The sequence below is a fragment of the Amycolatopsis sp. NPDC114478 genome (genome assembly GCF_055633805.1).
In genome coordinates, this window is sequence record NZ_JBVKDO010000018.1 from 193,644 (window position 1) to 212,830 (window position 19,187).

Annotated in this window: 17 protein-coding genes and 1 pseudogene; 15 read left to right on the forward strand and 3 right to left on the reverse strand. The window is 70.5% G+C overall.

What is annotated here, in order from left to right; translation table 11 throughout:
• Nucleotides 1-92 precede the first annotated feature (92 nt).
• The 4 genes and pseudogenes from ACZ7OH_RS38540 to ACZ7OH_RS38555 all read left to right on the forward strand — a co-directional run.
• The gene (locus ACZ7OH_RS38540) at nt 93-752 is read left to right on the forward strand and encodes a TetR/AcrR family transcriptional regulator (protein ID WP_470285403.1); all 660 of its coding nucleotides are present in this window, start codon (nt 93-95) and stop codon (nt 750-752) included.
• A 58-nt stretch (nt 753-810) separates the two neighbouring features.
• Complete coding sequence (locus tag ACZ7OH_RS38545) at nt 811-1,218, forward strand: DUF6153 family protein (RefSeq protein WP_470285404.1); 408 nt, start codon at nt 811-813, stop codon at nt 1,216-1,218.
• Between the two features lie 55 nt (nt 1,219-1,273).
• Nucleotides 1,274-1,870 (forward strand): DUF305 domain-containing protein, encoded by a 597-nt coding sequence (locus ACZ7OH_RS38550; RefSeq protein ID WP_470285405.1) that lies wholly within the window; start codon nt 1,274-1,276, stop codon nt 1,868-1,870.
• A gap of 64 nt (nt 1,871-1,934) precedes the next feature.
• Nucleotides 1,935-2,015: pseudogene (locus ACZ7OH_RS38555) on the forward strand (BlaI/MecI/CopY family transcriptional regulator); the annotation flags it as partial.
• A gap of 563 nt (nt 2,016-2,578) precedes the next feature.
• Here the strand turns inward: ACZ7OH_RS38555 and ACZ7OH_RS38560 are convergent.
• A complete protein-coding gene (locus ACZ7OH_RS38560) occupies nt 2,579-3,235 on the reverse strand; it encodes a TetR/AcrR family transcriptional regulator (RefSeq protein WP_470285406.1) in 657 nt (218 codons plus the stop codon).
• Nucleotides 3,236-3,399: 164 nt separating this feature from the next.
• Here ACZ7OH_RS38560 and ACZ7OH_RS38565 point away from each other — a divergent pair, with 164 nt between their 5' ends.
• Nucleotides 3,400-4,587: a cytochrome P450 gene (locus ACZ7OH_RS38565; protein WP_470285407.1), complete on the forward strand. Its 1,188-nt coding sequence runs from the start codon at nt 3,400-3,402 to the stop codon at nt 4,585-4,587.
• Between the two features lie 12 nt (nt 4,588-4,599).
• Complete coding sequence (locus tag ACZ7OH_RS38570; RefSeq protein WP_470285408.1) at nt 4,600-4,797, forward strand: ferredoxin; 198 nt, start codon at nt 4,600-4,602, stop codon at nt 4,795-4,797.
• Nucleotides 4,798-4,887: 90 nt separating this feature from the next.
• Here the strand turns inward: ACZ7OH_RS38570 and ACZ7OH_RS38575 are convergent, their stop codons facing one another.
• The gene (locus tag ACZ7OH_RS38575; RefSeq protein ID WP_470285409.1) at nt 4,888-5,298 is read right to left on the reverse strand and encodes a hypothetical protein; all 411 of its coding nucleotides are present in this window, start codon (nt 5,296-5,298) and stop codon (nt 4,888-4,890) included.
• An 87-nt stretch (nt 5,299-5,385) separates the two neighbouring features.
• Between ACZ7OH_RS38575 and ACZ7OH_RS38580 the strand changes: the two genes are divergently transcribed.
• Genes ACZ7OH_RS38580 through ACZ7OH_RS38600 form a run of 5 tightly spaced genes read left to right on the forward strand, consistent with a single transcriptional unit; the run spans nt 5,386 to nt 11,174 of the window.
• Nucleotides 5,386-6,555: a VOC family protein gene (locus ACZ7OH_RS38580; protein WP_470285410.1), complete on the forward strand. Its 1,170-nt coding sequence runs from the start codon at nt 5,386-5,388 to the stop codon at nt 6,553-6,555.
• On the forward strand, nt 6,552-7,487 hold the full coding sequence (locus tag ACZ7OH_RS38585; protein ID WP_470285411.1) for a fumarylacetoacetate hydrolase family protein: 936 nt from the start codon (nt 6,552-6,554) through the stop codon (nt 7,485-7,487). Before ACZ7OH_RS38580 ends, ACZ7OH_RS38585 begins: the two co-directional genes overlap by 4 nt.
• On the forward strand, nt 7,484-9,367 hold the full coding sequence (locus tag ACZ7OH_RS38590; protein ID WP_470285412.1) for an acyl-CoA synthetase: 1,884 nt from the start codon (nt 7,484-7,486) through the stop codon (nt 9,365-9,367). The genes ACZ7OH_RS38585 and ACZ7OH_RS38590 overlap by 4 nt, the downstream gene beginning before the upstream one ends.
• Nucleotides 9,364-10,869, forward strand: a complete 1,506-nt coding sequence (mhpA, locus tag ACZ7OH_RS38595; protein WP_470285413.1) for a bifunctional 3-(3-hydroxy-phenyl)propionate/3-hydroxycinnamic acid hydroxylase MhpA — start codon at nt 9,364-9,366, stop codon at nt 10,867-10,869. The genes ACZ7OH_RS38590 and mhpA overlap by 4 nt, the downstream gene beginning before the upstream one ends.
• A gap of 35 nt (nt 10,870-10,904) precedes the next feature.
• Entirely contained in the window at nt 10,905-11,174 is a 270-nt protein-coding gene (locus ACZ7OH_RS38600; RefSeq protein WP_470285414.1) for a hypothetical protein, read from the forward strand.
• Nucleotides 11,175-11,363: 189 nt separating this feature from the next.
• On the opposite strand, the gene ACZ7OH_RS38605 is transcribed toward ACZ7OH_RS38600, so the two are convergent.
• Nucleotides 11,364-13,922 carry a winged helix-turn-helix domain-containing protein gene (locus tag ACZ7OH_RS38605; RefSeq protein WP_470285415.1) on the reverse strand — a complete coding sequence of 853 codons (2,559 nt, stop codon included), beginning with the start codon at nt 13,920-13,922 and terminating at the stop codon, nt 11,364-11,366.
• 60 nt (nt 13,923-13,982) lie between these two features.
• On the opposite strand from ACZ7OH_RS38605, the gene ACZ7OH_RS38610 reads away from it, so the two are divergent.
• The 4 genes from ACZ7OH_RS38610 to ACZ7OH_RS38625 are packed head-to-tail and all read left to right on the forward strand — an operon-like array spanning nt 13,983 to nt 19,124.
• The gene (locus tag ACZ7OH_RS38610; RefSeq protein WP_470285416.1) at nt 13,983-15,149 is read left to right on the forward strand and encodes an acyl-CoA dehydrogenase family protein; all 1,167 of its coding nucleotides are present in this window, start codon (nt 13,983-13,985) and stop codon (nt 15,147-15,149) included.
• A 9-nt stretch (nt 15,150-15,158) separates the two neighbouring features.
• Complete coding sequence (locus ACZ7OH_RS38615; RefSeq protein WP_470285417.1) at nt 15,159-16,820, forward strand: alpha/beta fold hydrolase; 1,662 nt, start codon at nt 15,159-15,161, stop codon at nt 16,818-16,820.
• On the forward strand, nt 16,817-17,608 hold the full coding sequence (gene phaZ, locus ACZ7OH_RS38620; RefSeq protein WP_470285418.1) for a poly(3-hydroxyalkanoate) depolymerase: 792 nt from the start codon (nt 16,817-16,819) through the stop codon (nt 17,606-17,608). The genes ACZ7OH_RS38615 and phaZ overlap by 4 nt, the downstream gene beginning before the upstream one ends.
• Nucleotides 17,609-17,621: 13 nt before the next feature.
• Entirely contained in the window at nt 17,622-19,124 is a 1,503-nt protein-coding gene (locus ACZ7OH_RS38625) for a long-chain-fatty-acid--CoA ligase (protein WP_470285419.1), read from the forward strand.
• Nucleotides 19,125-19,187: the final 63 nt, after the last annotated feature.

The following is a 19,187-nucleotide window of genomic DNA, read 5'->3' on the forward strand; positions in this document are numbered from 1 at the left end:
ACAAATGTTAGTGAGTGTATTAATCTGGTGGATGACATAACACACAGGAGCACGAAGGTTATCGGCTGACCGGCCCGTGCTAGCATGATCGGATGGGCGGCGGGCACGAGGAAGACGGCGCGCGGCTGAGCCTGCGTGAGCGCAAGAAGCTGCTCACTCGGCAAGCGCTCATCGACGCGGCCGAGGCGATGTTCGCCGAACGCGGGTTCGACGGGGTCACCGTCGCGGAGATCGCCAACGCGGTCAACGTGGCGACCAAGACCGTGTTCGTCTACTTCCCCACCAAGGAGGACTTGGTCTTCCACGGCGAGGACGAGGTGCTGCGCAGCCTGGTCGACGGCATCCGCGACCGCCCCACCGGCACCACCCCCCTCGACGCCGTCGTGGACGTGCTCAGCACGAGCATGACCGCCAGCCCGGCCGGGGCGGTCGCCGAGCTGGAACGCTTGCACCGCATCGTCGGCGACAGCCCGGGCCTGCACGCGCGGATGCGGCTGATGTGGGAACGCTTCGAACAAGCCGTCGCCGCCGAACTCGCGGCGGAAACCGGCGTGCCGCCGCACGCACCGCAGCCGCGCATCGCGGCCGCGCAGCTCGTGATGGTCTACCGCACCATGGCCTCCCCCGAGGTGATGGCCTACATCCGGTCCCACCCGAAACCCCAGCGGCGCAAGGCTTTCAGCGACTGGCTCCAGGCGGCGCGGGAGATGACCGGCCAAGGGATCGGCGACTACGCCCGTCGCGAGAACTGACGACCGCACTCACGCCCGCGGCCGCCACGGGACCGCACGGAGTTGATACGGTGAAGCCGTGACGGCGACCCGGCTCGGCAAGGTGCAGCAGGTTCTCCTGCTGTGCGCGCTCGCCCTGGGCGTCGTCGCCATGCACCACGTCGGCATGGCGAACGCCGCCGGCGGTACGGCGATGCACGCCATGTCGGCCCCTGCCCCGCGGGCAGTTACCGCTCCGCCGGAAACCGGCCCCGGTGAACACGATCCGGGCATGCCGGGTGGCCTGCACGACATCCTCCACCTCTGCCTCGCCGTCTTGTGCGCGGCGGGCGCCCTTCTGTTGACCGTCGTCGTCCTTCTGGGCACCTCGTGGTTCACCACGACCTTCTCCCGGGCGCCCGGCTCCCGTGGCTCACCGAGCCGGGGACGTCCGCCGGACGGGAACGGCCGCGCCATCCTGACTTCTCTGTGCGTTCTGCGGACCTGATCGGGCGAGTTCCCCCGACCGTCGAATCCCGCACATCCACAGAGAAAGATTTGTCATGCGCAAAAACTTCATCATCTCCGGCTTGATGCTGGCATCCGCCGTCCTGCTCGGCGCCTGCGGCGGCAATGACTCCATGCCCGGGATGAGCTCGTCGGCGCCTTCATCGGCCGAAGCGGAGGCGGGCCACAACGCCGACGACGTCACGTTCGCCCGGCAGATGATCCCGCACCACAGCCAGGCGCTCGACATGGCGAAGCTCGTCCCGTCGCGCAGCACCAACCCGAAGGTGCTCGACCTCGCGAGCCGGATCGAGAAGGCCCAGGACCCCGAGATCCAGCAGATGCACGGCTGGCTCTCCACTTGGAGCGCCGGTATGCCGGGGATGTCCTCGGAGTCGATGCCGGGCATGAGCGGGTCGATGCCCGGCATGATGTCCGACGCCGACCTGAAGCAGCTCGGGGCCGCCAAGGGCGCGGAGTTCGACAAGATGTGGCTCGACATGATGATCAAGCACCACCAGGGCGCGATCGACATGGCCAAGACCGAACTCACCAAGGGCGGCAATGCCGACGCCAAGGCGCTGGCCCAGAAGATCATCGACGCCCAGCAGGCCGAGATCACCGAGATGCGGGACTTGCTCACGCAGGGCTGAGCACGGGTGGCCGGGGCGGCCGAGTGCCGCCCCGGCCACAAGTATCCTGGCCCACGGAGGTGCCATGCTGGGCTTGGGCGAGCTTGAAGCGTCGGTGATGGACGTGCTGTGGGACGCGACGGAACCGATGCGAGTCCGCCAGGTTAGACAGGCATCACTAGTCAAGATCGATCACGCAGTCTCCTGAAAATATTGCTGCCACGATCTCGTCCTTGAGGAGTTCTCGATCAATATACGGTCTTTCACCAGGCCGCACCGCACAGAACGTAACATTGCCCGTAAAATAGTCGGCCTCAAAAAGCGTTGGGGAAACCGAGATGTAGGCAGACATCTCGAATCAGGAAATTGATTATGTTGCACATGAAGAGCACGCCAGGCAAAAGCCATTCCCCGTCGCAATAACTCGGGCGTCAAGTCATCTCGACGAAGCGTGCGCAGAATCTGCACTCCGCCAACCGCTTCCGCTTCGACGCTAAGCCATGACACGCCTTTTACTCCTCTGCAGTGGTACATCATCCCATTGCGAGACTCGATATCAATTCGGTATGCCCCACTCGGCCACACAGCACAGCTCTTGGCAGGCTACAGGCCCGAACATCGAGGAGCGACGACGTCGCAGCGCCGGACCCCGAGTTCGCGCAGCAGGTTCGCGGAGCGGTGCACGTCGGGCGAGCAGCTGGCGTTGCCCCGCCCGCGGCGCTCCAACCGTCAGGCGGCGGGGTTCGGCCGTTCGAAGACGGTGTCGAGGTCAGGTAAGGGCCTGGTGCACAGGTCGTGGGCTTCGGCGGCGGAGAGGCCGAGCATCCGCAGGACGTCCTCAGTCACCTGATCGGTGGTTTCGGCGTCGTCGCGGTCGGGGTGGCTGTGGAGCAGGCGGCCGAGACCGAGCGCGGCGCCGGCGACCGTCAGCATGGCCAGTTCGGCGTCGCGGACGGTGAAGCGGCCGGCTCGGACGGCGGCGTCGATGTCGCGGCGGGCGCGGGGGGCCAGGCCGTGGTCGGCGGTGGCCAGTTCGAGCCCGTAGTGCAGGAGCACCTTGCTGAGCTCAGGCCGGCGGCGGTGCATGCGCCCGGTGAGGCGGAAGCTCTGGGCGAACGTCTGCGCCGGGTCGGTCAGGTCGGTGGTCAGTTCGTCGAGCAGCGTGCCCTGGGCTTCGAGAGCGGCTTCGACGGCCGCTTGGTACAGCTGCTCCTTCGTTTCGAAGTGGTTGTAGAACGACCCCATCCCGACGTCGGCGACCTGGGTGATCTCCAGGACCGCGACGTTCGTCCGCCCCGTCGCGATGAGGGTCTGCGCCGCCCGGACCAGTGCCGCGCGGGTTTGGGCCTTGCGCCGCTCCAAGCGGCTCGAAACCTGCTCTGGCATGGATGCTTCATCCTCCCGGCCTGCCGAACCACAGGATAGCCGAGGGCGTCAATCCTGACGATTTCAGCAGACGGTCTTGACTGACGACCTGTTCGTGACTGACGATATCGTCATTTGCCGAGGGAGAGGTGGCCCGTGTGGCTGGAGTTCGCCGAAAAGGTGCAATGACGTCCCCGCGTCCCGATGTTCCCGTGTACCAGCCGGACATCTACTCGCCGCAGGCGATCCTCGACCCGTACCCGCACTACGCGAACCTGCGTGAGCTGGGCCCGGTGGTGTGGCTGCCGAAGCACCAGGTCCATGCCCTGCCCCGATACGCGGAATGCAAAGCCGTGCTGCTGGACGATGAGACGTTCATCTCCGGCGACGGGGTCGCGCTGAACCCCGTGACGAACCGGCTTTCGCGTGGCACGACGCTCAACAGCGACGGCGAAGACCACGCTCGCCGCCGTGTCCTGGTCGCCCACCGCCTCACCCCCCGGGCGCTGCGCGGGATGAAAGACGTCGTCGAAGAGCAGGCCGCGCAGGTGGTCGAGGCCGCGGTCGCGCAGCGGATCGTCGACGGCGTCGACGTTGCGGCGGCCCTCCCTTCGGCCGTGGTTCCGGACCTCGTCGGGTGGCCGCAGCAGGGACGGGAAAACCTCCTCCGCTGGGGTGCGGCAACCTTTGACGCCCTGGGCCCGCTGAACGGGCAGGCGCTGAAGGCCGTGCCCGCCGGGCTGGGAATGATGCGCTTCGCCCGCAGCGTCGTCCGGCAGCGATCGGTGCTGCCGGGAAGCATGGGCGACGATCTGCTGCGCGCCGCCGACGAGGGCAAGCTCGGCCACGCCGAATGCCCGGCCCTGATGATCGACTACCTGGCGCCCTCCTTGGACACCACGCTCAGCGCGATCGCGAGCGCCTTGCACCTGTTCGCGACGCACCCGGGACAGTGGCAGCTCCTCAGGGAAGAGCCGGGCCTGATCCCCAACGCAGTCAACGAGATCGTCCGGTTCGAGTCCCCGCTGCGAGCGTTCAGCCGCAAGGTCGTCCTCGACACCGAGGTGGCCGGCACCGAGCTGCCCGCGGGTTCACGCGTGCTCGTCCTCTACGCCTCGGCCAACCGCGACGCGCTGGAATGGGCGAACCCGGACACTTTCGACATCCGCCGGGAGGCGGCGCGCCAGCTCGGTTTCGGCTACGGAACGCACGGCTGCGCCGGGCAGGGCCTCGCCCGGCTGGAGACCCAGGCGATGCTGCGCGAACTCGTCGCCCGAGTCGAGAAGATCGTGCCCGCCGGCGAACCCGTGTGGGCGCGGAACAACATCATCCACCGCCTCGAGCGGCTGCCGCTCGAACTCGTCGGAGCCTGAAGGGAACGACCGATGAAGATTTCCGTCGACTACGACCGTTGTGAAGGCCACGGTCTGTGCACCGAACAGGGCCCGGCACTCTTCGAACTCGACGACGACGGCGAACTCGTCTACCGCTTCGAGGGCGGCACCGTTCCGCCGCAACACGTTGCCGCTGCACGGGCGGCCATCACCTCCTGCCCCGTCGCCGCCTTGAGGGAGATCGCGTGACACCGCCACGCTCGGTTGTCATCGTGGGCTGATCCGTCGCTGGGACGACGAGCGCGCGAAAGCTGAGAGCCTTGGGCCATTGTGGACGGATCACCCTCGTCGACGCGGAAGCACAGCCATCGCGACCGGCGCGGACGCCCGGCGGATCGCCGGTCCCGGGCAGGGCGAGGTGGCGCTCCGCACCTTGGGCGAAAGTCGCGTGAATCCCGGGCGCGGCGGCCAGAAGTGCGCGCCGAAGCATCGGCCGGACCAGCGACCGGGACGTGAGCTACGCGGCTGAACCGCGGGGCCTGTCGCGGCGAGGTCAGGCAGGGGGCGACGGCAGAGTTCGCTCGCTTCGGCGGCGGAGAGGCCGAGCATGCGCAGGAGGCTCAGCTCGGGCTGCAGCCGGTGCAGCCGGCCGCTCAGCCGGAAGCTCTGCGCGAACGCCGGCGCCGGGTCGTCCAGGTCCGCGGTCAGCTCGTCGAGCAGGGTGCCGTACCGGTCCAGCGCGTCCTCCACCGCCGCTCGGCCGCGTCCGGAGCAAACCTTAGCGGATCACCTCAGAAATGAGGAAATCGTCAGAACCACTTGACTGACGATACGCTCTTGAGTGACGATATCGTCAACAAGACGGGAGGGGCGATGATCGACCACCACGATCCCCACGCCGACCTGCACAGTGAGCAGGGCTCGTTGCCCGGCGAACACCCGGGGAGGGCACCCAACCCGGTCGTCAAGGTGCACGACCTGGCGTGGCTGGAGTTCGAGAAGCCGGACCTGGCCAAGGCCGAAGTGTTCGCCCACGCCTTCGGTTTCACCACGTCGCTGCGCACCGCGGACGAGCTGCAGCTGCGTGGCACCGAACCCGGCGCGCCCTGCGTCCTGATCCGCCGCGGCCCGCGCTCGCGGTTCACCGGACCGGCGTTCCGGGCCGCCGGCCCGGCGGACGTGCTCCGCCTGGCGGAGGCGACCGGGCACCAGGTCACCCGCCTGCCCGAGAGCCTCGGCGGGGCCACCGTGGACCTGCACGACCCGAGCGGCGCCCGGGTGCGGGTCGTGTCCGGCACGCACGAGTTGCCGGCGTTGCCGGGGCAGGAGCCACTGACCTTCAACTTCGGGCACGACATCACGCGGGTGAACGCCACCCAGCGGCCGCGGCGGGAGCCGGTCAAGGTGCAGCGGCTCGGCCACGTCGTGCTGCAGACCAGCAAGTACCGCGAAACGCTCGACTGGTACCTGGCCCACCTAGGCCTCATCGTGAGCGACTTCCTCTACTACCCCGGCCGACGCGGGCGGGGCCCGGTCATGAGCTTCCTCCGCTGCGACCGCGGTGACACCCCGGCCGACCACCACACCCTCGCGATGGTGCTCGGCCCGGCGAACCGGTACGTGCACTCGGCCTACCAGGTGCCCGACCTCGATTCGCTCGCCGCCGGCGGCGAGTACCTGCTCGAGCGGGGCTACCGGCGGTCGTGGGGCATCGGCAGGCACATCCAGGGCAGCCAGCTGTTCGACTACTGGCGCGACCCCGACGGATTCCTCGTCGAGCACTTCAGCGACGGCGACCTGTTCGACTGCTCGCTCGAGCCCGGCTGGGCGCCGATGACCGCGTCGGGACTGGCCCAGTGGGGCCCGCCCGCCACCAAGGACTTCCTCGGCGTCAAACCCGGCCGGGAAGCGTTCGGCGAGCTGCGCGCCATCATCGGCGCGCTGCGCGAGGAAAACGAATTCGACTTCGACCGCCTTCGCGGCCTGCTGAAAGTAGCTGTGTCATGACCATTTCCGTCCTCCGCACCGCCGACGCCTGGTGGGTGGCCACTCCGGCCGGGGCGGCCGAGGTCGCCACCCGCGCCACGACCACCGCGCAGCTGCTGGCCGACCGCGAAGCCCTCGACGCGGCGGCGTCGAGCGGGCGCACGGTCGGCGTGGAGACCCTCGCACTCGTCTCGCCGGTCACCGCGCCGTGCCGGGTGGTCGCCCAGATGACCAACTTCGCCTCGCACGTCGAGGACACCGGCGGGAACCCGGACACCGTGCCGCTGACGTTTTTCCGCAAGTCGTCCGGCTCGATCAGCGGCCCGCACGACGACGTGGTGCGGCCCGCCCACGTGCGGCTCCTGGACTACGAAGTCGAGATCGGCCTGGTCATCGGCACGGAAATCCCGGTCGGCACGGAGATCGGCGACGACGTCGCCGGGTACGTCGCGGGCCTGGTGGTGACCAACGACGTCTCGGCGCGCGACATCCAGCTGCCCCAGACCCAGTTCTACGAAGCCAAGTCCTACCCGACGTTCACCCCCACCGGGCCCGCGCTGGTCCTGCTCGACACCGACGAGCTCAAGCGGTTCACCGACCTGCGGCTGAAACTGACCGTCAACGGCGAAACCCGCCAAGACCGGACCGTCGCTGACATGATCTACCGCCCCGCCGAAACCCTCCGGGCTCTCGCCCGTTTCCAACGGCTCGACCCGGGCGACCTCGTCCTGACCGGCACCCCCGTCGGCACGGCGTTGTCCGCCCCGCCGAAACCGGTGGAGATCATCGGCTCGCTGCTGCCACCGGCGCTCAAGTGGAAGCTGTTTTTCCGTGGCCAGGAAAGGAATCCCCGGTATCTCCAGGACGGCGACGTCATCGAGGCCGGCGTGGCCACCGACGACGGCGCGATCGACCTGGGCACCCAGCGCACGGTGGTGAGGCACGCCCGATGACCGGGAACCCGCTGTGGCCGGAGTACTCCGCCCCCACCGACGTCGCCGCGATCGAAGCCGTGCCGCTGACGGCACGCGGCCTTCCCGCGTCCACCTACGCCCTCCTCGTCCGCGCCGCGACCACCTGGCCGGACCGCACCGCGCTCACCGTGCTGCCGGAAGCCGCGCGCTGGCGCGAATCCGAGCAGTGCACCTTCGCCGAACTGCTCGGCGACGTCCACCGCTACGCGAACCTCCTGCACGAACTCGGCGTCCGCCGACCGGACGCGGTCGCGCTGATGTCGCCCAACACCGCCGAGCTGGTGCCCGCCACCCTGGCCGCACAGCTCGCCGGGATCGCGGCGCCCCTCAACGGCGGCCTCTCCCGCAAGCACCTCACCCAGCTCCTGCGCCGGTCCGGCGCGCGGGTCCTCGTCACCGCCGGTCCCGAGCTGTCCCCGGCCGTCTGGGAGACCGCGCAAGCCCTCGCCCAGGACGGGCACGTCGACTCCCTCCTGGTCCTCCGGCCCACCGGCGCCGCCGAGCCGGCCCCGGACCTGCCGAGCCTGCCCGGGGTCCGCGCCGGCTACCTCGGCGAACTGGCGGCCGGCCAGGACACCTCGGTGTTCTCAAGTGATCCGCCGGGTCCGGAGGACCTGGCGGCGTTCTTCCCGACCGGCGGCACCACCGGCGCACCGAAACTGGCCGCGCACACCCACGCCGGCGAGATCGCCGACGCCTGGATGCTGGCCGCCAACTCGCTGCTCGACGACGCCGCCACGCTCTTCGCCGCGCTACCGCTGTTCCACGTCAACGCGCTGGTCGTCACCCTGTTGGCTCCGCTGTTCAAGGGACAGGCCGTGGTCTGGGCCGGGCCGCTGGGCTATCGCGACGTCCCGCTCTACGGCGAGTTCTGGAAGATCGTCGAGCACCACCGGATCGCCACGATGAGCGCCGTCCCCACCGTTTACGCGGTGCTCGCGCAGTGCCCGGTCGACGCCGACATCAGCAGCCTGCGGTTCGCCATGGTCGGGGCCTCTCCGCTGCCGGCCGCGGTCCGCGAAAGCTTCCAGGCCCGCACCGGCATCACGCTCGTCGAAGGCTACGGCCTGACCGAAGCGACCTGTGCCAGCGCGCGCAGCTTCCCCGACGCGCCCCGGCCCGGCTCGGTCGGTCAGCGGTTGCCCTACCAGCGGGTGAAGACCGTGCGCGTCCGCGAGGACGGCACCTGGGAAGACCTCCCGCCCGGCCACACCGGCGTGCTCGCGATCAGCGGCCCCACCGTGTTCCCCGGCTACGTCACCGGCCGGGACGAGCACGGCCACGTCCTCGACGGCCTCGGCAAGCTCGTCGACGGCTGGCTCGACACCGGCGACCTCGCCCGCCTCGACCCCGACGGGTTCGTCCACCTCGCCGGCCGCGCCAAGGACCTCATCATCCGCGGTGGCCACAACATCGACCCCGCGCTCGTCGAGGACGCCCTGCTCGCCCACCCCGCGGTCACCGCCGCCGGCGCGGTGGGCCGGCCCGACGCCCACTCCGGCGAAGTCCCCGTCGCCTACGTGACGCTCGCTCCCGGCGCCGTGGTCACCGAGCGGGAACTGGGCGACTGGGCCCGCGACCAGGTCCCCGAGTCCGCGGCCGCGCCGAAGACCGTCACGGTGCTCGACGCCCTGCCGCTGACCGACCTCGGCAAGCCGTACAAGCCCGCCCTGCGTGCCGACGCCACCCGCCGCGAGCTGACCGAAGCGCTGGCCGGCGTCCCCGGGGTGCTGGACGTCGAGGCCGAGATCGACGACGGTGCCGTGGTCGCGGTGGTACGGACCACAGGCGCCGACTCCGCGATCAAAGCGGTGCTCGGTCGCTACGCGATCGGCTGGCGCCTGGCAGGTGCCTCGTGACCGAGGTACCGGTAGTGATCATCGGCGCGGGCCCGACCGGCCTCACCGCCGCCACCCTGCTGGCCCAGTACGGCGTCGAGTGCCTGGTCCTCGACCGGTGGGAAACGATCTATCCCCGGCCCCGCGCCGTCCACCTCGACGACGAGATCTGCCGCATCCTCGGCCGGCTCGGCCTCTTCGCCGAGTTCTCGGCGATTTCCTGGCGCTGCAACGGGTTGCGGCTCGTGGACCGGGACATGCACGTGCTCGCGGAGTTCCGGCGCGACGCGGCGCACGGCAGGCACGGCTACCCCGAGGCCAGCATGTTCGACCAGCCCGAACTGGAAGCGCTCCTGCGCTCGGGCCTCAAGCGGCACAGCGCGGCCACGCTGCGCGGCGGCGCCGAGGTCACCTCCCTCGCCCCGGAGGCCGGCGGGGTGCGCGTCGCGTTCACCGAGTCCGGCCGAGGAGACTCCGTGCTCGCGAAGTACGTCCTCGGCTGCGACGGCGCGAACAGCCTGACGCGGACCTCGATCGGTGCCGTCCTGCGCGACCTCGGGTTCACCCAGCGCTGGCTCGTCGTCGACATCCGCACCGACGCCGAACTCGGCGCCTGGGAAGGGGTCCACCAGGTCTCCGACCCGGCCCGCGCCGCCACTTACATGCGCGTCGGAGAGAACCGCTACCGCTGGGAGTTCCAGCTGGCCGACGGCGAAACGGCCGACGGCTACCGTGCACCGGCCACGCTGCTCCCCTTGATCAAGCCGTGGACGGGGGAGACACCGGCCGACCGGTTGGAGATCGTGCGCGTCGCCGAATACACCTTCCGCGCCCAGGTCGCCGACCGCTGGCGCGACCGGCGCGTCTTCCTCCTCGGCGACGCCGCCCACCTCACCCCGCCGTTCATCGGCCAGGGCATGGGCGCCGGAATGCGCGACGCGATGAACCTCGCGTGGAAGCTCGCGGGCGTGCTCAACGGGACGCTCGCGGAAACCGTCCTCGGCAGCTACGAGGCAGAACGCAAACCCCATGCCACCACCATGATCCGGCTCGCCAAGCTGATGGGCACCGCGATGACCGAAGGCGGCGAACTCGGCAACCTCCTCCGCCGCGTCGCCGCACCCCGCCTGCACCTCGTACCCGGCCTGCGCAACCGCGTGCTCCAAACCGAAACCCCGGCGCTGCACCGCTCCGCTTTGGTGGTGCGCCCGCCCGTGGGACCTTCCCTCGCCGGCCGGCAATGCCCCAACGCACCGGTCGACGGCGGCCGGCGCCTCGACGACGTGACAGCCGGCCGGTTCGCCGTCATCAGCGCCGCCGAGCCGTCGCCTGCGCAGCGCGCGGACATCGAACAAAGTGGAGCCGTGCTCGTGGTGGCCCGGCCGGGGAGTGCCCTGCACCGCTGGCTGCGCCGCGGCTTCGCCCACGCCGCGGTCGTCCGTCCCGATGCGACGGTGCACCGCGCCGGGCGCTACCTGGCTGCCCTCTGCGCGGCGATACCTCCCTACCGCGCAACCCCGTGAAACGTGGCCCCGACGATCGACAGGAAGGACCCGTCGTGAGGACAACTCACGCGACGCGGATCACCACCGCCGATCTCCGCGAATGGCCGGGGCCGGATGCCGAACTCCTGGACGCCGTCGACGCCGTGGTGCGTGACCACTCGCTCTCCGAAGCGCAGTGGGCGAACCTCTCCGGCCGATACGGAACGGCCGGAGCGATCGAAACGGTGATGCTCGCCGGCCACTACGCGATGCTGGCCGGAGTCCTCAACAGCGCCGGCACCCGGATCGAACCGGGCATCGAAGCGCTCGTCCCGCTGAACTGAGGAAGCAATCTGCCGCTGGGAAGCCGGCAGCGGCGCGACCCAGGCGGGCACGCTGAGCCGGAGGGCAAGGTTGCGCCGAACAGGAATGTGCGGCCGACGACGATGCCCATGATCACGGTGACAGCCTGGGCCACGGCAGTTCCATCTGAACAACTTGATCGAGTCGACAAAGCAGCGGACGGGCGGCGCCTACAAGAGGTCGAGCTCGCGGGCCAGCGCCACCGCCTCCGTGCGGTTGCGGGCCTGCAGCCTGCCGAAGATCTGGTTCAGGTGCCACTTCGTGGTGCCGACGGTGATGAACAGCTTGTCCGCCACCTGCTGGTTCGACATCCCGGTGGCGATCAGCCCGAGGATCCGCCGCTGCGTCTCGGTCAGCGTCTCCACCACGCCGACGCCCGCCACCGTCCTCAGTTCCGAGCCACGCGCCGGCACCGAAGGCGCACCACGGAACCGTGACAGCAGGTCGGTGACGAACTCCGGCGCCGTCGCACGAACGTCCTTCAGCAACGGCACCATCCCGGCGCCCTCGTCGAGGAACGTGCGGCGGTAGCCGTCCGGCGCGGCGATCCCGACCGCCTCCGCGAGCACGTCCCGCGACCGCGCACGGGCCAAGGCGCTGACGACGAGGATGGCCACCAGGCTCCCGTCCCGGCCCTCTTCGCGGGCACGGTCCTCGATCACGCCCAGCACGTCCAGTGCCGCGGCGGGCGAGCCGCGCGCGATGAGCAGGCGGGCACGGGTCAGCTGCTCGTAGTCCGACGAGGACGGTTGGTCGCCGGCGATCTCGGCCAGTGCCTGCGACGCGGCCGCGACGTTGCCCGAGCGCAGGTGCAGCTCCACGATCGTTGCCACGACCAGCCGGGCGCGGCGGTAGTCCTCGGCGGCGTCCGCCTGGCGGCGCGCGGCCAGCAGCGCCTCGAAACCCTCGTCCACGTGGCCGGTCGCGTGGTGCAGCCGCGCCAGCGTGCGCAGCCCCAGCAGCGTGTACGACGTCGTGCCGAGCTGCTCGCAGCGCGCGATCCCCTCGACGAGGTGCGTGCGTGCCTCGGCCAGCTCGTCACGCTCGTACAGCAACGTCCCGAGCGGCACCTCGGCCAAGCCGGCCATCGGCGCCGAGGGGTGCGTGCGCAGGGCGTCGCGGCACAGCAGGACGGCCTCGCGCAGCCGGCCCTGGACGTACAGCAGCGGCGCGAGGTAGCCGGTGGCCTCCAGCGCGCTCAACGGGTTCCCGCTGCGCTCCCCCAGCCGGACGGCCTCACGCAGCACCTCGATCGCGCCCCGCCGGTCGCCGGTCAGCCGCCGGGCCTGGCCCAGCACGCCCATCGCCGCGGCGCGGAAGAACGACGTGCTGTCCCCGAGCAGGTCGAGCGCCGTGGTCGCCAGCCCGGCGGCGTCGGCGGGACGGCCGTGCGTCAGCGCGAGGTAGGCCTGGAACGTCCGGAGCATCGCGCGATCCGCGGCGGGCGAAGACGGGCCCATGCCCGCGTCCGCGATCGCCGCGTACGCCTCCGCGTCGTCGGCGCGCCCGGCGAGGTAGAGCAGCCAGCCCTTGAAGCCGGCCAGGTCGGGGTGGGCCCGCACCTCGTCCTCGGGCAGCCGGTCGAGCCAGGACAACAACGTCGCCAGCTCGCCGCGCCGGACCTGGTCGTCGGCCTGCGCGCGCACGGTTTCGACCGCCAGGCCGATCTCCCGGCCGGGCACCGCGTGCCGGATCGTCTCGGCGGGCATCTCCCGGGTCGAGAACCAGCGCGCCGCCCGCGCGTGGCACTCGACGGCCACCTCGGGATCCAGCTCACCGCGGAGGAAATCGGCGAACAGGCCGTGATAGCGGTGCCACTCCCCCGCGTCGTCGATCGGCGTCAGGAACAGGTTGGCGCGCTCGAGGTCCCGGATCACCCGGTCGCTGTCGGACCTCCCGGTGACGGCATCGCAGAGCGAGGACGACAGCGTCTCGAGCACGCTCGTGCGCAGCAGGAAGTCGCGGACGTCGGCGGACTGGCCGGCCACGACCTCCTCGGCGAGGTAGTCCAGGACGTACCGGTTGCCCGGTTGCAACCGCACCGACGGCGCCGCGGTGGTGCCCTCCCGCAGGCCGATGCCGAGCATCTGCAGTGCCGCCGCCCAGCCCTCGGCGCGGCGGTTCAGCTCGCCGACGGTGCCCGCGTCGACCTCGCGCCCGATGACGGCCGACAACAGCCCGGCGGCCTCGTCGGCCGAGAACCGCAGCTGGGCCGCGCCGATCTCGGCGAGCAGGCCCCGTCCCCGCCAGCGGGCGAGGGGCAGGTCCGGCTCGGTGCGGCCCAGCAGCACCAGGTGCACGCCCGGCGGGCAGTGCTCGACGAAGAACGTCAGCGCGTCCAGGATCTCCGGTTCGCCGAGCACGTGGACCTCGTCGAGCACGACCACGAGTTCGGCGTCGACGAGCTGGTTGACCAGTTCGGTCATCACCGCCGGGGTCGACGCGGTGCCGGAGTCCAGCAGCGTCCGGCTCGTGCCGAGGGCGGTGAGGAGGTAGTCGAGGACGCGGCCGGGGACGTCGTCGTCCTCGTCGAGCGTGAGCCACGCCGAGCGGCCCCCGAAGTCCCGCAGCCAGGTGCTCACCAGCGTCGTCTTGCCGAACCCGGCGGGCGCGGTGACCAGCGTGACCGGGTGCGCCGGCACGGCGTCGAGCAGGCGCAGCAGCCGCGGCCGCGCGACCGCGCCCGGCCGGGCCGGCGGGATCAGCAGCTTCGTCGCCACCACGTGCACAACCCCCAACCTAACTTTGGACAGGGCCGCTGACCAGCGCGGAAACCTACCTTCATCCACATGGACACCACGGACTTCTACGCACTGGCCGACGACCTCCCGGCCGAGGACCGCGACCTGCTGCACCGGCTGCGCGAGTTCCTCGACAACGAACTGGCGCCGGTCGCCACCTGGCACTGGGCGCGGGAACGCTTCCCGCACCACCTCGTCGAACCGCTGGGCCGGCTCGACCTCGGCGGACTCTCCTACTCCGGCTACGGCCTGCCCGGCCGCACCAGCCTGCTCGACGGCTTCGTCGCCCTCGAGCTCGCGCGCACCGATCCGTCGTTCGCGACGTTCTTCGGCGTGCACACCGGCCTCGCCATGGGCTCCATCTACTTGTGCGGCTCCGAGGAGCAGAAGGCGAAGTGGCTGCCGCCGATGCACCGCTTCGAAAAGATCGGCGCGTTCGGCTTGACCGAGCCGCACGTCGGCTCGGCCGTCGCCCGCGGGCTCACGACCACCGCCCGCCGCGAAGGCGGCGAATGGGTCTTGAACGGCGAGAAGAAGTGGATCGGCAACGCCACCTTCGCCGACGTCGTCGTGATCTGGGCCAGGGACCTCGAGGACGGCCACGTCAAGGCCTTCCTCGTCGAGAAGGGCACGCCCGGGTTCACCCCGACCAAGATCGAGGGCAAGATGGCGCTGCGCACGGTGCAGAACGCGCACATCCTGCTCGAGGACGTGCGCGTCCCCGAAGCCGACCGGCTGCAGCACGCGACCACCTTCGCCGACACCGCGGCGGTGCTGCGGATGACCCGGACGTCGGTGGCGTGGCTGGCCGTCGGCTGCTCCATCGGCGCGTACGAGCGGGCCCTGGCCTACGCGAAGGAGCGCGAGCAGTTCGGCCGCCCGATCGGCGGGTTCCAGCTCATCCAGGACCTGCTCGTGAAGATGCTCGGCAACATCACCGCGTCGCTCTGCCTGGTCGCGCAGCTGTCCCGGCTGCAGGACGCCGGGAAGATGACCGAAGAGCAGGCGTCACTCGCGAAAGCCTTCTGCACCACCAAGATGCGCGAAACCGTCGGCATGGCCCGTGAGCTCATGGGCGGCAACGGAATCCTCCTGGAGCACGAGGTCGGCCGGTTCGTCGCCGACGCCGAGGCCATCCACTCCTACGAGGGCACGCGCGAAATGAACACCCTCATCGTCGGCCGGGCGATCACCGGCCAGTCCGCTTTCGTTTAAGGAGAAACCATGTCAGCCCCGGACGTGGCCACCGACGCCATCGGCGGCCCCAACCCCATCGTCGGCTTCCGCCGCAAGGACCTCCTGGACTCGCTGCGCACGGTCGTCGGCGAGGCGGTCAAGAACCCGAGGCACACCACGGCGAGCCTGCGCCACCTGGCCAGGACCGCGGTCGCCGCCGCCCGCGGTCGCGGCGAGCTGACGCCCGCGCCGAAGGACCGCCGGTTCACCGACTCCGCCTGGACGCAGAACTTCCTCTACCGCCGTCTGCTCGGCATCTACCTCGCGGCCGACGCCGAGCTGGACGGCTGGCTCGCCGGCAGCGAACTGTCCGAAGTGGACCGAGAGCGGGCGCGGTTCGTGCTGTCGCTGGCGCTCGACGCGCTTTCGCCGAGCAACCTGCCGCTCAACCCGGCCGCGGTCAAGCGGTTCATCGACACCGGCGGCGAGAGCGCCGTCGAGGGCGCACGCCACTTCGCCGGCGATGTCCGCCGCAACGGCGGGTTCCCCAGCCAGGTCGACACCGAGAAGTTCATCGTCGGCGGGAACCTGGCCACCACCGAGGGTTCGGTCGTGTTCCGCAACGAGGTCCTGGAACTGATCCAGTACGTCCCGCGCACCGGACAGGTCCACGCGCGACCCTTGGTGATCGCCCCGCCGCAGATCAACAAGTTCTACGTCTTCGACCTCTCGCCGGAGAAGAGCCTGGTCAAGTACGCGCTGGAGCAGGGCCAGCAGGTGTTCATCGTCAGCTGGCGCAACCCGACCGCCGACCAGCGCGGCTGGGAGCTCCTCACCTACCTGACCGCGCTGGAGGAGGCGATCGACGCCGTCCGCGAGATCACCGGCAGCCCGGACGTCAACCTCGCGGGTGCCTGCTCCGGCGGTATCACGTCGGTGTCGCTCGCCGCCTGGTTCGCCGGCCGCGGCAAGCCGGTGATCCACGCGCTGACGCTGTTCGTGAGCGTGTTCGACATGGCCGAGGACAAGACGCTGCTCGGCGTGTTCGCCAGCGAGGAGACCCTGGCCGCGGCCAAGCGCCACTCGCACGTGCACGGCGTGCTCGACGGGCGCCAGCTGGCGCGGGTGTTCAACCTGCTGCGACCCAACGACCTCATCTGGTCGTACTGGGTGAACAACTACCTGCTCGGCAAGCGGCCGCCCGCGTTCGACATCCTGTTCTGGAACAACGACACCACCCGGCTGCCCGCCGCGTTCCACGGCCAGCTCATCGACGTCTACCGCGACAACGCCCTGGCCCACCCGGGCGAGGTCGTCCTCGACGGCGTCCCGCTGGACCTGGGCAAGATCACCGCGGACGCGTTCGTGATGGCCGGCACCACCGACCACATCACGCCGTGGGACGCCTGCTACCGCTCGTCGAAGCGGCTCGGCGGCGACGTCGAGTTCGCGCTGAGCAGCTCCGGGCACATCCAGAGCATCCTCAACCCGCCGGGCAACCCGAAGGCGAGCTACTACCGCAACGCCGAAAACCCGGAGTCGGCAAAAGAGTGGAAGGCGGACGCGGAAAAGGTGGCGGGGAGCTGGTGGCCACGCTGGACGGAGTGGCTGGGCACGCGCTCGGGCGAGCTGGTCGACGCGCCGGCCGCCGTCGGCAGCGACCGGCACGCGCCGATCGAAGCGGCGCCCGGCAGCTACGTGCGCGCATGATCATCAAGGTCCGCGGGATCGCCCTGCACATCGACCACCGGCCCGGCGAGGGAACGCCGTTGCTGCTGTGCAACGGGATCGGCGCCAACCTCGAGCTGCTGGAGCCGTTGGTGGACGACCTCGCCGCCCAGCCGGGGCGGCGGGTGCCGGTGATCCGGTTCGACATGCCGGGCACCGGCGGCTCGCCGGTCACCCGGCTGCCGCGCCGGCTGCCCCGGCTGGCGCGGATGCTCGCCGACCTCGTCACGGAGCTGGGCTACGACGAGGTCGACGTCCTGGGCATCTCCTGGGGCGGCGCGCTGGCCCAGGAGTTCGCCCACCGCAACCCGCGGCGGTGCCGGCGGGTCGTGCTCTGCGCGACCAGCATGGGCATGGTGATGGTGCCGGCGAAACCGTCGGTCCTGCTCACGCTGGCGAGCCCGCTGCGGTACTTCGGCCCGCGCCACCTGCGGGAGACCGGCGCGCGGATCTACGGCGGCGGTTTCGGCGACGACCCCGCGATCGCCGCGCACTTCGCCGCGTCGACCCGGGCGCCGGACCCGCTCGGCTACTACTGGCAGATCCTCGCCGGCGCCGGCTGGACCAGCGCCTGGTACCTGCCCCGGCTGCGGCAGCGCGTGCTGCTCGTGGCCGGGGACGACGACCCGATCATCCCCACCGTCAACGCCCGGCTGATGGCGCGGCTGCTGCGGCACGGCACCGTCCACATCGTCCCCGGCGGCGGTCACCTCGCCCTGCTGACGCACGCCGCCGAGCTCGTCCCGCTCATCCACCGCTTCCTGTCCTGAAGGAGACGCTCCGATGCTCAACCTGGCCATGCTGCTCGAAGAAAGCGCCGCCACCCACCCGGGCCGCGACGCGCTGGTCGCCGGGGACACCCGGCTGACGTACCGGGAGGTGAACGCCGCCGCGAACCAGGTCGCGAACCTGCTGCGGGCCCACGGGATCGGCCGCGGCGACAAGGTCGCGCTCGCCTCGGTCAACATCCCCGCGTTCGCGATCGTCTACTACGGGATCCTCAAGGCGGGCGCGGCCGTCGTGCCGTTCAACGTCCTGCTCAAGAGCCGCGAGATCGCCTACCACCTGGCCGACTCCGGCGCGAAGGCGTTCTTCTGCTTCGCGGGCGGCCCGGGACTCCCGCTCGGTGAGGAAGGGCGGGCCGGATTCGACGCCACGCCGTCGTGCGAGCAGTTCTTCCTCGTGGACGAGTCCTTTGTAGACTCGCTGACCGAGCCCACCACGTTCGAAACGGCCGTCACCGAGCCCGGGGACACCGCCGTCGTCCTCTACACCAGCGGCACCACCGGCACCCCCAAGGGTGCCGAGCTGACGCACGCCAACATGGTCCTGAACGCGCTGACGTGCCACAAGGTGTTCGGCACCGGCGAGCACGACGTCCACCTCGTGACGCTCCCGCTGTTCCACTCCTTCGGCCAGAGCGTCCAGCTCAACTCCGGCTTCGGCGCGGGCGCCACGCTGGTGCTGCTCCCCCGCTTCGACGCTCGCACGGCGCTTTCGCTGATGCGGCGGGAAAAGGTGACGTTCTTCGCCGGCGTCCCGACGATGTACTGGGGCCTGGTCACCGCCGACACCGCCGAGTTCGACCTCGAAGCCATCGCGGACTCCCTGCGGATCGCCGTCTCCGGCGGCGCCGCGCTCCCGGTCGAGATCCTGGAGCGGACGCGCGAGATCTACGGCGTCGAGGTCCGCGAAGGCTACGGGCTTTCCGAGACCAGCCCGGTCGCGACGTTCAACCACCCCGGCCGCGTCGCCAAGCCCGGGTCGATCGGCCAGCCGGTCTGGGGTGTCGAGGTCAAGCTGATCGACAAGGACGGGCACGACGTCCCCGGAGGCGAGGCGGGTGAGATCGCCATCCGCGGGCACAACGTGATGAAAGGCTACCTCGGCCGTCCCGAGGCGACCGCCGACGCGATCCGCGACGGCTGGTTCCGCACGGGCGACATCGCGACGCGCGACGAGGACGGCTACTACTTCATCGTCGACCGCGCCAAGGACATGATCGTCCGCGGCGGCTTCAACGTGTACCCGCGCGAGCTGGAAGAAGTGATCATGACGCACCCGGCGGTGAGCCTGGTCGCGGTGGTCGGCGTCCCCCACCCGAGCCACGGCGAAGAGGTCAAGGCGTTCGTCATCCGGCACCAGGACGTGACGGTGACCGAGGCCGAGCTGGTGGCCTGGAGCAAGGAGCGCATGGCCGGCTACAAGTACCCGCGGGTGGTGGAGTTCCGCGAGGAGTTCCCGATGACGGCCACCGGCAAGGTCCTCAAGCGCGAGCTGCGCTGACGCACAGATCACCGCGCGCTGCTTTGGTCCCGGGGCCCGGCCGGGTGCGATGATGTGGTCGGT

Bases quoted from the DNA above. Each gene is read 5' to 3' on its own strand.
- ACZ7OH_RS38565 (WP_470285407.1), top strand. From the start codon at position 3,400: ATGACGTCCCCGCGTCCCGATGTTCCCGTGTACCAGCCGGACATCTAC.
- phaZ (WP_470285418.1), top strand. From the start codon at position 16,817: ATGATCATCAAGGTCCGCGGGATCGCCCTGCACATCGACCACCGGCCC.
- ACZ7OH_RS38610 (WP_470285416.1), top strand. From the start codon at position 13,983: ATGGACACCACGGACTTCTACGCACTGGCCGACGACCTCCCGGCCGAG.
- ACZ7OH_RS38615 (WP_470285417.1), top strand. From the start codon at position 15,159: ATGTCAGCCCCGGACGTGGCCACCGACGCCATCGGCGGCCCCAACCCC.
- ACZ7OH_RS38540 (WP_470285403.1), top strand. From the start codon at position 93: ATGGGCGGCGGGCACGAGGAAGACGGCGCGCGGCTGAGCCTGCGTGAG.
- ACZ7OH_RS38585 (WP_470285411.1), top strand. From the start codon at position 6,552: ATGACCATTTCCGTCCTCCGCACCGCCGACGCCTGGTGGGTGGCCACT.
- ACZ7OH_RS38590 (WP_470285412.1), top strand. From the start codon at position 7,484: ATGACCGGGAACCCGCTGTGGCCGGAGTACTCCGCCCCCACCGACGTC.
- ACZ7OH_RS38550 (WP_470285405.1), top strand. From the start codon at position 1,274: ATGCGCAAAAACTTCATCATCTCCGGCTTGATGCTGGCATCCGCCGTC.
- ACZ7OH_RS38625 (WP_470285419.1), top strand. From the start codon at position 17,622: ATGCTCAACCTGGCCATGCTGCTCGAAGAAAGCGCCGCCACCCACCCG.
- ACZ7OH_RS38560 (WP_470285406.1), bottom strand. From the start codon at position 3,235: ATGCCAGAGCAGGTTTCGAGCCGCTTGGAGCGGCGCAAGGCCCAAACC.
- ACZ7OH_RS38570 (WP_470285408.1), top strand. From the start codon at position 4,600: ATGAAGATTTCCGTCGACTACGACCGTTGTGAAGGCCACGGTCTGTGC.